We start from the raw sequence: 13,950 nt of genomic DNA, 5'->3' as shown, positions 1-13,950 counted from the left end.
GCCATGGATGAGACGGCATCTACGGGACGGCTGCCCGAGCGGGACCGCCCGTGGGTGATGCGTACCTACGCCGGACACTCGTCGGCCACCGCGACCAACGCCCTCTTCCGGCGCAACCTGGCGAAGGGGCAGACCGGCCTCTCAGTCGCCTTCGACCTGCCCACCCAGACCGGGTACGACCCGGACCACGAGTTGGCCACCGGTGAGGTCGGCCGGGTCGGCGTGCCGGTGGCCCACCTCGGCGACATGCGGGCGCTCTTCGAGGGCATACCGCTCGCCGAGACGAACACCTCGATGACCATCAACGCCCCGGCGATGTGGCTGCTCGCCCTGTACGGAACCGTGGGGCTGGAACAGGGCGCCGACCTGGCCCGCTGCGCCGGCACCACCCAGAACGACATCATCAAGGAGTACCTGTCCCGGGGGACCTACATCTTCCCGCCGGCCGCCTCACTGCGACTGACCGCCGACGTCATCGCCCACACGCTGACGGCGATGCCCCGGTGGAACCCGGTGAACATCTGCTCGTACCACCTCCAGGAGGCCGGTGCCACGCCCGTACAGGAGGTCGGTTTCGCGCTGGCCACCGCGGTCGCCGTGCTCGACGCGGTCCGGGACTCCGGTCAGGTGCCGCCCGAGCGGATGGGCGACGTGGTGCAGCGGATCTCGTTCTTCGTCAACGCCGGGGTGCGTTTCGTCGAGGAGATCGCCAAGATGCGCGCGTTCGGGGTGCTGTGGGACGAGATCACCCGGGAGCGGTACGGAGTCACCGACGCCCGGCAACGGCGGTTCCGCTACGGCGTGCAGGTCAACTCGCTCGGCCTCACCGAGGCACAGCCGGAGAACAACATCCAACGCATCGTGCTGGAGATGCTCGGCGTGACGATGTCCCGCGACGCCCGGGCCCGCGCGGTGCAGCTACCCGCCTGGAACGAGGCGCTCGGCCTGCCCCGCCCCTGGGACCAGCAGTGGTCACTGCGGATGCAGCAGGTCCTGGCGTACGAGTCGGATCTGCTCGAATATCCCGATCTCTTCGCCGGCTCGCACGTGATGACGGCGCTCGTCGACGAGGTCGTCAGCGGGGCGCGGGTCGAGCTGGACAGGGTGCTGGAGCTGGGCGGTGTCGTCGCCGCCGTGGAGACCGGCTACCTCAAGAGCGCGCTTGTCGCCTCGCTGGCCGAACGCCGGCGACGGATGGAGTCCGGTGCCGACGTGGTGGTCGGGGTCAACCGGTACGCCGAGACCGAACCCTCCCCGCTGACCGCCGCCGGCGCCGAAGCCGTCGAGCAGGTCGATCCGGCGGTCGAGGCGGCCGCCACGGAGGGCGTACACCGGTGGCGGGCCGATCGGGACGCGGACGCCGTCGACGCGGCCCTCTCCCGGCTCCGTGCGGACGCCGCGACCACCACCAACCTGATGCCGGCCACCGTGGAGTGCGTGCGGGTCGGGGTGACCACCGGCGAGTGGGCCGGAGCGCTGCGGCAGGTCTTCGGCGAGTACCGGGCGCCGACCGGTCTGGCCGGCGGCACCGGCAGCGGCGGGGATCCGGGTCTCGCCGCGGTGCGGGAGCGCGTCACCGCCACCGCCCGCGAGCTGGGCAGCGGCCGGCTGCGGCTGCTGGTCGGCAAGCCCGGCCTGGACGGGCACTCCAACGGCGCGGAGCAGATCGCGGTACGTGCCCGCGACGCCGGTTTCGAGGTCGTCTACCAGGGCATCCGGCTCACCGCGGGGCAGATCGTCGCCGCCGCCGTGGAGGAGGACGTCGACCTGGTCGGGCTGTCCGTGCTCTCCGGGTCGCATCTGGCCGCCGTGCCCGCGGTGCTGGACGGGCTGCGCGCCGCCGGGCGGGCGGACCTGCCGGTGGTCGTGGGCGGCATCATCCCCGCCGGTGACGCCGACACGCTGCGGGCAGCCGGGGTGGCCCGGGTCTTCACCCCGAAGGACTTCGCCCTCACCGACATCATCGACGACCTGGTGACGGTCATCCGACGCGCCAACGACCTGCCCTGACCCGCCGTCGGTGGGTCAGCGGCCGGCGTACGTCATGCAGTCGGCCAGGTCGTTGTCCGGGCCGACCTTGATCGACGAGGCGTGGCACTCCAACTGCTCGTTGTGCCGACAGTCGGCACGCTGGCAGGCGCCGACCTGGGCGGTCATTCCGTCCACGCCGCCCCGGATGGGCGATTCGACGAAGGTGTGGCAGTGCGCGTGATCCATGCTGCCGATCGTGATCGCGAAGGCGTGGCAGTCACCCGCCTGGTTGTACGCGCACGCGGCGACTACGCATTCCTGGACTCGGGGCATCTCCAAAGCTGCAGTCATGCCAACCTCCTCTAGGTCTTGCCCCGATCCTAGGCTTTTGTCGGCCCGCGCAACCCGGGTATGGCGGCCCGCCGATCCGCCGCCGACCAGGTCAGACGCGAAAGCCGGCGGCGCGGGCCGCCTCGCGTTCCCGGCGGCGTTCCGAGCGCCGCCGGAGGAACCAGAAGACGAAGACCACCAGACCCAGCAGGAAAGCCAGCACCAGCACGGGCAGGATGATCGCCACCAGGGAGACCACCACGCTCGTGGCGTCCTCGGCGGTGCTGGCCACCGGGGCGCCGAACCCGGCAGTGGTCGCGTTGATGACCGGCCGTGCCGCGGACTTGAGCAGGTGCACGCCCAACGCCAGCAGTACGCCGGTGACGACAGGCACCCACTGGTGCGAGGAGAAGAAACTCCCCGGGTCGCTGACCGTCACCGTCTCCGACGAGGATCCGGCGCCGAAGGCCAGGCCACCGGCTGTGGGTCGGACCACGGTCTGCACCACGTCGTTGATGTGGTCGACCACGGGCACCTTGTCCGCCACCATCTCCACGGCGAGCAGCACGGCCAGGATGACGATGACCCAGCCGTTGCCGAGCCAGGTCCAGCCGCTCGGAAGGTCGATCAGGTCGGTGTAGCGGCCGAGGAGGCCGAGGGCGAGCAGGGGTATGTAGGCGTTCAGCCCCGCTGAGGCGGCGAGGCCGGTGCCGGTGAGGACTTCGAACACGGTCTCAGCATGGCACCGACGCGCCAGTGCCGCTCGGCGGCGACCGGTGGGTCCTCGGCTACCCTCGTCGGGTGCGGTTGGTCATTGCGAAGTGCTCGGTGGACTATGTCGGACGGCTCTCGGCTCACCTGCCGCCGGCCACCCGGTTGCTGATGGTGAAGGCGGACGGGTCGGTGTCGATCCATGCCGACGACCGGGCGTACAAACCCTTGAACTGGATGAGCCCGCCCTGTCGGCTGGAGGAGGCCCCCGGCGTGTGGCGGGTGGTCAACAAGGCCGGCGAGGAGCTGCGTATCACCCTGGAGGAGATCTTCCAGGACACCTCGTACGAGCTGGGGGTGGACCCGGGCCTGCGCAAGGACGGGGTGGAGGCGCACCTCCAGGAGTTGTTGGCCGCCAACCCCGGGGCGTTGGGCGAGGGATTCACGCTGGTCCGCCGCGAGTACATGACGGCGATCGGCCCGGTCGACCTGCTGTGCCGGGACGCCAACTCCGGCGCGGTCGCCGTCGAGGTCAAGCGGCGCGGTGACATCGACGGTGTGGAGCAGCTGACTCGATACCTCGAGTTGATGAACCGTGACCCGCTGCTCAGCCCGGTGGCCGGGGTCTTCGCGGCCCAGGAGATCAAGCCGCAGGCCCGGGTGCTCGCCGCGGACCGGGGCATCCGGTGCGTGGTCGTGAACTACGACCGGCTGCGGGGCATCGAGAAGGACGAACTGACGCTCTTCTGAGCGGCTCACCCGCCGGTACGCACCGCGATCAGCGACTTGGGCAGGCCGAACGCCCGCTCGACGAGCATGTGCGAGTCGGGGAAGTAGTGGCGCATCTGCGAGCGGTCCAGCAACTCGGTCCAGAGCACCTGGTGGATGGCGGCGTCGTGGCTGCGGGTCGGCTTGTGGCCCAGCGGCCAACGGCGGGCGAGCGCGGTGCGCAGTCGTACCGGCAGGAACTGCATCCCGGGCGCGATCCAGTGTGGCTCGATGGGAAAGTAGCGGTAGGGCGTCTGCACCCAGTGCCGGTCGGCCATCGCGCGGGCGGCGGCGGCGAAGCGTAGCCGGCGTTCGTGCCCGCCCACGTGCTCCAGGACGGAGTTGGAGAAGACCAGGTCGTACTCGGTCCTGGCGAGTCGTGCGGGCAGGTCGCAGGCGTCGGCCTGCTCGACGTGGGCCCAGTCCGGCACGACGGCGGGCGGCTGCTCCAGGTTGATGACGGTGACCCGGGCCGGCCGGACGGTCGCGCGGTGCCAGGTGCCGAGCCGGCCGCCGAGATCGACCACGTGCATGTCGCCGATCTCGGGGAAGGTGCGTGCCAACCAGTCCGAGCGATGCCGGCGCCGCCGCGCACTCCACGACTGGTCGCTGTCGACAAGGCGGTAGCGCAATCGATTGGGGCCCATTTAACGCAATGTACCGCCGCCGACACCACGTATAAACATGTGGATACGCCGATCTTCGTCGAGATCGGTTATCCGACACTCATCTGCCGTACATCACCTTGATGGCCTTGACGAGTCGGGCCACGTCGGTCGGGGTGCGCTCGAAGGTCATCGACGGCAACAGCGACCGGGCCCGACGGCGGGTGATCGCCTTGGCTCGGCCGAACTCGCGCAGCCCGTCCTCCCCGTGGATCCGCCCGAAGCCGGAGTCGCCGACCCCGCCGAACGGCAGGGTGGACATGCCGGCGAAGGTCAGGCTGGAGTTGATCGAGGCCATGCCGGAGCGCAGCCGCCGCGCGATGGACACCGCCCGCCGCCGGCCGAAGACCGAACCCCCGAGGCCGTACGGCAGGGCGTTGGCGCGGGTGACGGCCTCGTCGGCGTCGCGGACCCGGCTGATGGTCAGCGTGGGGCCGAACGTCTCCTCCTGGACGGCGGCCGACTCCTCCGGGACGTCCACGAGCACGGTCGGGTGCACGTACGGCGGCTGCACGGCGCTCGGACCACCGAGCACGGCGCGCCCACCGGAGTCGATCGCCGCGTCGATGTGCCGGCGGATCACGTCGATCTGCCGGGGCATGGTGATCGGCCCGATGTCGGTGCCCTCCGGCCCCACTGTCAACCGACCGGCGCGGGCGACCACCTTGTCGACGAAGGCGTCGAAGACCGAGTCGACCGCGTACACCCGCTCGATGCCGATGCAGGTCTGGCCCGCGTTGGTCATGCCGCCCCAGACGCACGCCTCGGCCGCGGCGTCCAGGTCGGCGTCGCTGTCGACGATCATGGCGTCCTTGCCGCCGCCCTCGATCAGTACCGGGGTCAGCGTCTCGGCGCAGGCGGCCATCACCTTGCGGGCGGTGGCGGTCGAGCCGGTGAAGGCGAGCTTGTCGACCCCGGAGCGGCACAGCGCGGCGCCCACGTCGCCCAGCCCGTGGACGGCGCTGAACACCCGGTGCTCGGGCACCACCTCGGCGAAGCTGTCCACCAGCCACTGGCCGGCGGCCGGGGTGTATTCGCTCGGCTTGAGCACCACGGCGTTACCCGCGGCCAACGCGTACGCGGCGGAACCGATCGGCGTGAAGACCGGATAATTCCACGGCCCGATCACGCCCACCACGCCGTGCGGCTGGTATTCGAGGTGACCGGAGAACTCGGCGAGGATGAGCCGGGACCGCACCCGGCGCGGGCCGAGCACACGGCTGGCGTTGCGGGCGGCCCAGTCGATGTGCTCGATCGCGGTGACGATCTCGACGATGGCGTCGGCGGTCGGCTTGCCACCCTCGACGTGCACCAGCTCGGCCAGCTCCTCGATGCGTTTGGCGAGCAGGGCGCGCCAGCGCAGCATCCGTTCGCGGCGGTCGGTGAAGCCGAGCCCGGCCCACCACCCGCCGGCGGCGCGGGCGTCCTCGACGGCCCGCCGCACGTCGGCGTCGGTCGCGACCGCGAAGCGGCCGGCCTCGGCGCCGGTGGCCGGGCTGGTGGAGACCAGCCGACCCGCCTCGATGACCGGAAGACCGGGGACCTGCACAGCCGTCATGGCGGAAGTCTAGACCCGAGGATTACTCACCGGTAGGTCCAGATCGTGGCCGACCGGCCCGGCGTCGTGCGGCTGCGCCTGATCGTTGATCAGTGCAGGCCAAGGCGCTGATGGTGAACGCGATCCGCCCGAATCGTCGAACGGCGGGTAGCCGGGAGGTGGCGAGGAGCTGACCGGCTGGGCGGTATCGATGACTACCGTCTGATGGCAGGCTGACGCGCGGAGTAACGGTGTGGGGTGGAGGGCTGACTGTCCATGGAGGAACATCCGGAACTTAGACCGCTGCTGACGGTGGCGGGTGGGCCGATGCGCGGAGCGAGTTTCCGACTTCGGATCGAACCACAGGTGGTCGGTCGAGCACCGACCGGTCACGTCGTCATCAGCGACCCGCACCTGAGCCGCCGCCACGCCGAGGTATGGCTGGCCCCGGAGGGTCCGTCGCTGCGGGATCTCGGCTCGACAAACGGCACCTGGCTCAACGACCGCCGGATCACCGAGGTCGAGCTTCTCTCCGACGGTGACGTGATCCGACTCGGCCGTACCGAACTGCGCCTGTTCGACCCGGGGGTGGCACACACCGATCCGGTGGGGCTCAGCTTCGGCCCGTCCCGGCGGGACGTCCGACCGACACTGCCGCTGCCGTTGGCCGCGCCGCCCAGCGTCCGCCGCTGACCAGCGCCCGCCGACCCGGGTGTGGCCCACACCTGGGCCGCACCCGGGGTGGCTGTCCGGCACCTGGACCCGCGCCGGCGGGCGTGGCACCATCCCGCGGATGGAAACCGAGCAGCGGAGCGTCACGGCGAACGGCATCACCCAGGCGGTCCGGGTGGCCGGCCCGCCGGACTGCATCCCGGTGCTGCTGATCCACGGCAACTGCTCCTCCGCGCTGTTCTGGGAGCCGCTGGTCCGGCGGCTGCCGCCGACGCTGCGGGTGGTCGCCCCCGACCTGCGCGGGTACGGCGACTCCGCGACCGCCCCGGTGGACGCCACCCGGGGCCTGCGGGACTTCGCCGACGACGTGGCCGCCCTCCTGGACGACCCGACGCTCTTCGGTGCCAACGACACCCGCCCGGTGGTCGTCGGGCACTCCCTCGGGGGCGGGGTGGCGATGCGTCTCCTCGTCGACCATCCAGACCGGGTGGGCGCGCTGCTGCTCGCGGCACCGGTCTCCCCGTACGGCTTCGGCGGCACCCGCGATCTGACCGGCACACCCACCACTCCCGACTTCGCCGGCACCGGCGCGGGCACGGCGAATCCGGACTTCGTCGCCCGGCTCGCCGCCGGCGATCGGAGCGCGGACGCCCCGGCCAGCCCGCGCGCGGTCCTGCGCGCCACCTATGTGGCCGATCCGGCGGCACTGGGCGCGGACGAGGACCTGCTCCTGGACACGGTGCTCTCCACCGCCACCGGGGACGACAACTACCCGGGCACGGCGGCGCCCTCGACGAACTGGCCGGGCACCGCGCCGGGGAGACGTGGTGTGCTCAACGCGCTCGCGCCGACCTGGTTCCGGCTCGCCGACGAGCTGGTGGCCGTCGCCGACAAGCCCCCGATCACCTGGGTACGCGGCGACGCCGACGTCATCGTCTCGGACACCTCGCTGTTCGACCTGGCGTACCTGGGCTCGCTGGGTCTCGTACCCGACTGGCCCGGCGAGGAGGCCTGCCCGCCGCAGCCGATGGTGGGCCAGACCCGGTCGGTGCTGGAGCGGTACGCGGCGGCCGGCGGCGCGTACCACGAGGTGGTGCTGCCCGGCTGCGGACACAGCCCGCACCTGGAGCGGCCGGCGGAGTTCGTCGCGGAACTGCTGGCCCTGACCAGCGCGCCGGCCGCCTAGCGGCCCCACGTCGTCGGCGGTGAAATATGCCACGGCGTCTCGACAACCAAGCGCCACGTGGCAGACTCGCGCGCATAACCTTAGCGGCCGTTCAGGGGCCGTGCGGAGTGTCTGGGGAGGCCGGTCGTGGCGCGCGAGTTCAGCACCGTGGGTGTGGTGGGGCTGGGCACCATGGGTGCCGGCATCGTGGAGGTCTTCGCCCGCAACGGCATCGACGTGGTCGCGGTCGAGATCTCCGAGCCGGCGCTGGAACGGGGCCGGGCCACCCTCACCGCCTCCACCGACCGCGCGGTCGCGAAGGGCAAGCTCGCCGCGGCGGACCGCGACGCCCTGCACGAGCGGGTGCACTTCGCGGTCGGGCTGCCCGCGCTGCACTCCGTCGACCTGGTCATCGAGGCGGTGCCCGAGCACCTCGACCTCAAGCAGCGGATCTTCGCCGAACTGGACCGGGTCTGCCGGCCGGAGGCCATTCTCGCCACCAACACCTCGTCGCTGAGCGTCACCGAGATCTCGGTGGCCACCACCCGGCCCAACCAGGTGATCGGCATCCACTTCTTCAACCCGGCGCCGGTGATGAAGCTGGTCGAGGTGGTCCGCACCGTCGTCACCTCGCCCGAGGTGGTCGCCGACGTCGAGGCGCTCTGCGCCCGGCTCGGCAAGGTCGACGTCACCATCAACGACCGGGCCGGCTTCATCGCCAACGCGCTGCTCTTCGGCTACCTCAACCACGCGGTCGCCATGGTCGAGTCGCACTACGCCGCCCGGGAGGACATCGACGCCGCGATGAAGCTCGGCTGCGGTCTGCCGATGGGCCCGCTGGCGCTGATGGACCTGATCGGCCTGGACACCGCGTACGAGATTCTGGACACCATGTACCGGCGCGGCGGGCGGGACCGCCGACACGCCCCCGTGCCGCTGCTCAAGCAGATGGTGACGGCGGGACTGCTCGGCCGGAAGTCCGGCCGGGGCTTCTACACCTACGAGCGGCCCGGCTCGCCGGTGGTCGTACCGGACGAGGCGACGCCGCCGGCCACGGAGGCCGGGCTGGCCGACGGCGCGCGCGCCATCGCAAAGGTCGGCATCGTGGGCTCCGGGACGATGGCCACCGGCATCATCGAGGTGTTCGCGACGGCCGGCTACGAGGTCGTGTCGGTGACCCGCGGCGCGGAGAAGTCCGCGGCGGTCTGCGAGGCGGTGAAGACCTCGCTGAACAAGGGCGTGGTGCGCGGCAAGCTCACCGAGGCCGACCGGGACGCCGCGCTCGGCCGGATCAGCTGGTCGGCCACCCTCGACCACCTCGCCGACGTCGACCTGGTGGTCGAGGCGGTGGTCGAGGAGTTGAGCGTCAAGAAGGCCCTCTTCGCGAGCCTCGACGAGATCTGCAAGCCGGGCGTCGTGCTGGCGACCACCACCTCGTCCCTGCCGGTGATCGACGTGGCGATGGCCACCCACCGACCGGCCGACGTGGTGGGACTGCACTTCTTCAACCCGGCGCCGGTCATGCCGCTGGTGGAGGTCGTGCGGACCATCCGCACCTCACCGGAGGCCACCGCCACCGCCCGTGCCGTCTGCGCCGCGCTCGGCAAGACCGGTGTGGTCTGCGGCGACCGGTCCGGGTTCATCGTCAACGCGCTGCTCTTCCCGTACCTGAACGACGCGGTGAAGATGCTGGAGGCCAGCTACTCGACGGCCGACGACATCGACCACGCCATGAAGCTGGGCTGCGGCTACCCGATGGGTCCCTTCGAGCTGCTCGACGTGGTCGGGCTGGACGTCGCGCTGGCGATCCAGCGCGAGCTGTACCTGGAGCTGCGCGAGCCGGGCTTCGCGCCCGCGCCGCTGCTGGAGCACCTGGTCACCGCCGGCTACCTGGGTCGCAAGACCCGACGCGGCTTCCGCGACCACTCGCACCGCTGACCGGTGTCAACAGCGGGCGCCGGTGACGGCGTCTCAGTGGTGTGACCTTCGAGGAATACGTCAGCAGTCGCGGGCCGGCGCTCGTCCGGCTGGCCCGGCTGCTGACCGGTGACGAGCACCGGGCCGAGGACCTCACCCAGGACGTGTTGGCGCGCGCGTACGTGCACTGGCGGAAGATCGCCCGTGCCGACCATCCGGACGTCTACGTGCGCCGGATGCTCGTCAACGCCAACACCTCCTGGTGGCGCCGCCGATCCAGCCGGGAGTTGGCCACTGCCGAGTTCGCCGACCGGCCGGGGCGCGGGGACCTGGGCGGCGACGCGGCCGACCGGGACGAGATGTGGCGGCTGATCCTCGGCCTGCCCGACCGGCAGCGCGCGGTGCTCGTGCTGCGCTACTACGAGGACCTCGACGACGCGACAATCGCCCAGATTCTCGGCTGTTCCCCGGTCACCGTCCGCACCCATGCGATGCGTGCGCTCAGCCAGCTGCGGGAGCGCCACGGCGTTCCCACGACGAACGGGAGCCGGCCGTGACCAACCTCGACGAGCGGATCGCACGGGTACTCCGGGAGCAGGCCGACGGACCCGTGGACACCGACAGCCTGCTGACGGCGGCGGTGCACGGGGGACGAACCCGTCGGCGGCGACGGCGCGCCGTCATCGGGACAGCGCTCGGCGTCGCGGTGCTGCTCGGGGCCGGTGTGGCCCTCCGTACGCCGTCGGCCGCGCCGCCACAGCCGGCAGTCACGCCCAGCCTGGTCGTGGTCACGCCGCCCCGAGCACCGGGGATTCCGGGGGCAGCGGCGAGCCCCGCCCTGATCGGCTCCGACCCCCAGCTGCTGCACTTCGGGGTCGATCCGTCAGCAGCGAAGCCGGTCGCCTGGCGCTCCGCAGCTCAGGTCGAGAGCATGCGACTGGACCTGGGTGGCGGTGTGCAGGCTCTGGTGATCGTTGCTGCCGACCCACGGACGGCCGAGACCGGTGACCCGAGCCAGCTTCGGGACATCGGCCCCGACAGAGTGAACGCCGCCGACAGCGAGAAGGATCTTCCCTCGCCCGGCCCGGACGTCGACTCCGCATCTCGGTACAACGGGGTGATCCGTCAGCTCGACCGGGTCGCGAAGGGGTGGGTGCTGCGCTGGCAGCCCGTCCCGGGCCTGTATGTCCGGGTCGCGACCCTCGGCGAGACCAGTGCCGAGGTCCAACGAGCGGCCGCGGCGCTTCGGTTCGACGAAGCCCGCCGCTGTGTCGCCCCGGTCCGACTGACCGCTCTGCCGCCAGGTGCCCGGATCAGCGCGTGCGAGGTGGCGGTGCGTCAGCTGGCCTGGCCCAGCATCGTGAACGTGGCGGGAACCACCACGCCGACCCAGAGGCCCGTCGCGGCTTCGGATCAGACCGAAGCGGCGCTCACGGTCGCTCTCCAGGGCGCGGGCACCCTGCCGGTGCGGCTCTACTACTCACCCCGCCCATCCTCGCCCGACCGGTCCAAGGCCAACCGCGAGATCGCCGGCAGGCCGGTGTTCGACATGGGTGACTTCTGGCACGTGCTCGGCATTCCGCACACCCTGCTGTCCATGGGGCACGAGAACCGCTGGGAGCGCCCGCCCACGGACGCCGAGGTCAGCACGGTTATCGGCGGGCTCCGGGTCGCCGACGACCTTGGCGAGCCGGCCAGCTGGAAGTGACCGTAACCTTGGTGACTGTGAGCCCCCGTCGCAATCGCCCTCGCCGGGACGACAACGCCAACCTGGACGCCGATCGGGTCCGGCAGGGTGTCGCCTCGGTGCAGCAGTGGACCGACGGCGCCTGGCAGGTACGCGGAATCGGCGCGGGGGCGTCCGTCAAGACGTACCGCTGCCCCGGCTGTGACCAGGAGATCCGGCCGGGGGTGGCGCACCTGGTGGCCTGGCCGGCCGACGGCCTGGGTGACCTGACCGACCGGCGACACTGGCACAGCGGCTGCTGGCGAGCCCGGGATCGGCGTGGCCCGGCGGTGCAGCGCGGCCGCGGCACCCCGCGCTACTGACCAACCCGGCCGGGGGCCGCGCGCGCCGTGTCCGCGCAGCGGCTCAGCGACCTGGATCACGCTGTTCGTGCCTGGGTGGGCGGCGGCGGTGACTTCACGACACACTTGGGCGGTGAGCACAGCGATCCGCGCGTCGTCGATCCTGCCCGGCCGCCGGGAGGACATCGAGCTGCACACCGCCGACGGTCTGCGGCTGGTCGGCGAGCTGGCCCTGCCGGCCGACCGGCCGCCGGTGGCCACCCTGGTCTGCCTGCACCCGCTGCCCACCCACGGCGGGATGATGGACAGCCACGTCTTCCGTAAGGCGGCCTGGCGGTTGCCGGCCCTGGCCGACCTGGCCGTGCTGCGGTTCAACACCCGGGGCACCAGCAGCCTGCGCGGCACCAGCGAGGGCACCTTCGACGGCGCGGTGGGGGAGCGGTACGACGTGGCCGCCGCCATCGAGTACGCGGAGTTCGCCGAGCTGCCCAACATCTGGCTCGTCGGCTGGTCGTTCGGCACCGACCTGGCCCTGAAGTACGGCTGCGACCCGGCTGTCGCCGGGGCGATCCTGCTCTCCCCGCCGCTACGCTTCTCGACACCCGAGGACCTGACCACCTGGGCCGCCTCGGGTCGGCCGCTGACGGCGCTGGTGCCCGAGTTCGACGACTACCTGCGCCCGACCGAGGCGCGGGAGCGGTTCGCCGCCGTGCCGCAGGCCGAGGTCGTCGGCGTGCCGGGCGCCAAGCACCTCTGGGTGGGCGACGCGGAGACGGTGCTCGACGAGATCGTCCGGCGGGTCAACCCGGCCGTCGAGGTGCCGCTCCCGACGACCTGGGACGGCCCGATGGAGGCCGGCGACGTCAGCGCGTACGCCGACCGGACGGTCGCCTCGTTCGCCGACACGCCCGTCCCCGGGCCGGCCGCCGGTCAGGCCGGCTGACCCCCTTCGCCGTGGGTCAGCGGGTCTCCTGGCGGGGCAGCACCACCTCGCGCAGGATCAGTTGCAGCGCGGCCACCGTGGGGATGGCGATCAGCGCGCCCACCACGCCCAGCAGCGCCACGCCCAGCAGGGCGGCCAGCAGGGCGGCCACCTCGTTGACCTCCACCGAGCGCCGCATCACCTTCGGGTAGATCAGGTAGTTCTCCACCTGCTGGTAGACGAGGAAGAAGACCGCGCAGGCGATGCCGGTGGGCAGGTCGGCGGCGAAGCCGACCAGGCTCACGATCACCGCGCCCAGGGTGGCGCCGATCTGCGGGATCAGGTCGGTCACCGCCACCACCACGGCCAGCGCGAACGGGTACGGCAGCCCGACGATCAGCGCGAAGACGAAGGTGGTCGCGCCGGCCAGCACCGCGATGCTCAGCGCGCCGACCATGTAGGCCCCGACCTTGGCCAGGATCTCGTCGCCGATCAGCTGCACCCGCTCGCGCCGCGACCGGGGCACCAACGAGTAGCCCAGGGCGCGAAGCTTGTTGAAGTAGGCCAGGAAATAGATCGTCAGCACCAGCACCGTCAGCGTCCGGAACACCGTGCCGAAGATCAGTTGTGCGCCGCCCAGCACCCCGCCGAGCGCCCGGCCGACGGTCTGCGCGTTGGCCGCGCCCTGCACGCGCTCCACCACGTCGTACCGCTCCACCAGGTCATTGACCGTCGGATTGCGGCGCAACTCGTCGAGCAGGTTCGGGATCTGGTCGACGAACTGTCCCGACTGCGTCACGATCGGCGGAACCAGTGCGACCACGCCGCCGCAGAGCAGCAGCACCACGGTCAACGCGACGGCCGCCACCGCCAGGCCGTGCGGCACGCCCCAGCGGCGAAGCCGGACCACCGCCGGGTTGAGGCCGACCGCCAGGAAGAGCGCGATCACCACCAGCACCAGGATGCCGCCGGCATTGCGAATCCCCAGATAGAGGGTGTACGCCAGCAGCACACCCAACGCCCCGGTGAACCCGATCAGGAAGCTGCTGCGCCGCAGCGGACGCCCCGGTGTGCCGAACTTCCCGGACGGAACCGCCGGTGGCTCGTCCGGGTCGATTCCCGGAGCGGGAACCGGCACCGGTGGCGGCGTCTCCGCAGGCGGTGGCGTCTCCGCCTGTGGTCGCGTCTTCGCAGACGGTGGCGTCTCCGCCGGTGGGTTTTCCGCTGGCGGTGGCCCCGGGGTCACGCCCGGGTCGTCGCCGGA

At 71.7% G+C, this 13,950-nt stretch carries 14 protein-coding genes; 9 read left to right on the top strand and 5 right to left on the bottom strand.

Annotation, left to right across the window (positions count from 1 at the left end):
- Positions 1 to 3: 3 nt before the first annotated feature.
- Positions 4 to 2,010 (top strand): protein meaA, encoded by a 2,007-nt coding sequence (locus tag AB0C01_RS20010; RefSeq protein WP_357571791.1) that lies wholly within the window; start codon positions 4 to 6, stop codon positions 2,008 to 2,010.
- 15 nt (positions 2,011 to 2,025) lie between these two features.
- On the opposite strand, the gene AB0C01_RS20005 is transcribed toward AB0C01_RS20010, so the two are convergent.
- Together AB0C01_RS20005 and AB0C01_RS20000 are read right to left on the bottom strand one after the other, a co-directional pair.
- Positions 2,026 to 2,322, bottom strand: coding sequence for a DUF1540 domain-containing protein (locus AB0C01_RS20005; protein ID WP_357246318.1), 297 nt, complete (start codon positions 2,320 to 2,322; stop codon positions 2,026 to 2,028).
- A 91-nt stretch (positions 2,323 to 2,413) separates the two neighbouring features.
- The gene (locus AB0C01_RS20000; protein ID WP_357246315.1) at positions 2,414 to 3,031 is read right to left on the bottom strand and encodes a DUF4126 domain-containing protein; all 618 of its coding nucleotides are present in this window, start codon (positions 3,029 to 3,031) and stop codon (positions 2,414 to 2,416) included.
- A gap of 71 nt (positions 3,032 to 3,102) precedes the next feature.
- On the opposite strand from AB0C01_RS20000, the gene nucS reads away from it, so the two are divergent.
- Positions 3,103 to 3,762 (top strand): endonuclease NucS, encoded by a 660-nt coding sequence (nucS, locus tag AB0C01_RS19995; RefSeq protein WP_357246312.1) that lies wholly within the window; start codon positions 3,103 to 3,105, stop codon positions 3,760 to 3,762.
- A gap of 5 nt (positions 3,763 to 3,767) precedes the next feature.
- Here the strand turns inward: nucS and AB0C01_RS19990 are convergent, their stop codons facing one another.
- Both AB0C01_RS19990 and AB0C01_RS19985 read right to left on the bottom strand, forming a co-directional pair.
- A complete protein-coding gene (locus AB0C01_RS19990) occupies positions 3,768 to 4,427 on the bottom strand; it encodes a class I SAM-dependent methyltransferase (RefSeq protein WP_357246309.1) in 660 nt (219 codons plus the stop codon).
- A 79-nt stretch (positions 4,428 to 4,506) separates the two neighbouring features.
- Positions 4,507 to 6,003, bottom strand: a complete 1,497-nt coding sequence (locus AB0C01_RS19985; RefSeq protein WP_357571790.1) for an aldehyde dehydrogenase family protein — start codon at positions 6,001 to 6,003, stop codon at positions 4,507 to 4,509.
- Between the two features lie 306 nt (positions 6,004 to 6,309).
- Between AB0C01_RS19985 and AB0C01_RS19980 the strand changes: the two genes are divergently transcribed.
- The 7 genes from AB0C01_RS19980 (at position 6,310) to AB0C01_RS19950 (ending at position 12,707) form a co-directional block, all read left to right on the top strand.
- Positions 6,310 to 6,675, top strand: a complete 366-nt coding sequence (locus AB0C01_RS19980; RefSeq protein ID WP_357246303.1) for an FHA domain-containing protein — start codon at positions 6,310 to 6,312, stop codon at positions 6,673 to 6,675.
- A 100-nt stretch (positions 6,676 to 6,775) separates the two neighbouring features.
- Positions 6,776 to 7,840, top strand: a complete 1,065-nt coding sequence (locus tag AB0C01_RS19975; protein ID WP_357571789.1) for an alpha/beta hydrolase — start codon at positions 6,776 to 6,778, stop codon at positions 7,838 to 7,840.
- A gap of 126 nt (positions 7,841 to 7,966) precedes the next feature.
- Positions 7,967 to 9,757, top strand: coding sequence for a 3-hydroxybutyryl-CoA dehydrogenase (locus AB0C01_RS19970; RefSeq protein WP_357246297.1), 1,791 nt, complete (start codon positions 7,967 to 7,969; stop codon positions 9,755 to 9,757).
- Between the two features lie 41 nt (positions 9,758 to 9,798).
- Positions 9,799 to 10,293 carry a SigE family RNA polymerase sigma factor gene (locus tag AB0C01_RS19965; protein ID WP_357246294.1) on the top strand — a complete coding sequence of 165 codons (495 nt, stop codon included), beginning with the start codon at positions 9,799 to 9,801 and terminating at the stop codon, positions 10,291 to 10,293.
- On the top strand, positions 10,290 to 11,444 hold the full coding sequence (locus AB0C01_RS19960) for a hypothetical protein (RefSeq protein WP_357246291.1): 1,155 nt from the start codon (positions 10,290 to 10,292) through the stop codon (positions 11,442 to 11,444). Before AB0C01_RS19965 ends, AB0C01_RS19960 begins: the two co-directional genes overlap by 4 nt.
- A gap of 11 nt (positions 11,445 to 11,455) precedes the next feature.
- Positions 11,456 to 11,785, top strand: a complete 330-nt coding sequence (locus AB0C01_RS19955) for an ATP/GTP-binding protein (RefSeq protein ID WP_130404050.1) — start codon at positions 11,456 to 11,458, stop codon at positions 11,783 to 11,785.
- Between the two features lie 112 nt (positions 11,786 to 11,897).
- Positions 11,898 to 12,707, top strand: coding sequence for an alpha/beta hydrolase (locus AB0C01_RS19950; protein WP_357246287.1), 810 nt, complete (start codon positions 11,898 to 11,900; stop codon positions 12,705 to 12,707).
- A gap of 16 nt (positions 12,708 to 12,723) precedes the next feature.
- Here AB0C01_RS19950 and AB0C01_RS19945 read toward each other — a convergent pair whose 3' ends face one another.
- Positions 12,724 to 13,824, bottom strand: a complete 1,101-nt coding sequence (locus tag AB0C01_RS19945; RefSeq protein WP_357571788.1) for an AI-2E family transporter — start codon at positions 13,822 to 13,824, stop codon at positions 12,724 to 12,726.
- Positions 13,825 to 13,950 lie beyond the last annotated feature (126 nt).

This window comes from Micromonospora sp. NPDC048905, assembly GCF_040649655.1.
Taxonomy (GTDB): domain Bacteria; phylum Actinomycetota; class Actinomycetes; order Mycobacteriales; family Micromonosporaceae; genus Micromonospora.
The sequence above is the reverse complement of the archived record's forward strand: the minus strand, read 5'-3'. Positions and strand labels throughout refer to the sequence as shown.

Coding starts and splice junctions, on each gene's coding strand:
- AB0C01_RS20005 (WP_357246318.1), bottom strand. CDS start 2,322: ATGACTGCAGCTTTGGAGATGCCCCGAGTCCAGGAATGCGTAGTCGCC.
- AB0C01_RS19980 (WP_357246303.1), top strand. CDS start 6,310: ATGCGCGGAGCGAGTTTCCGACTTCGGATCGAACCACAGGTGGTCGGT.
- AB0C01_RS20010 (WP_357571791.1), top strand. CDS start 4: ATGGATGAGACGGCATCTACGGGACGGCTGCCCGAGCGGGACCGCCCG.
- AB0C01_RS19975 (WP_357571789.1), top strand. CDS start 6,776: ATGGAAACCGAGCAGCGGAGCGTCACGGCGAACGGCATCACCCAGGCG.
- AB0C01_RS19990 (WP_357246309.1), bottom strand. CDS start 4,427: ATGGGCCCCAATCGATTGCGCTACCGCCTTGTCGACAGCGACCAGTCG.
- AB0C01_RS19985 (WP_357571790.1), bottom strand. CDS start 6,003: ATGACGGCTGTGCAGGTCCCCGGTCTTCCGGTCATCGAGGCGGGTCGG.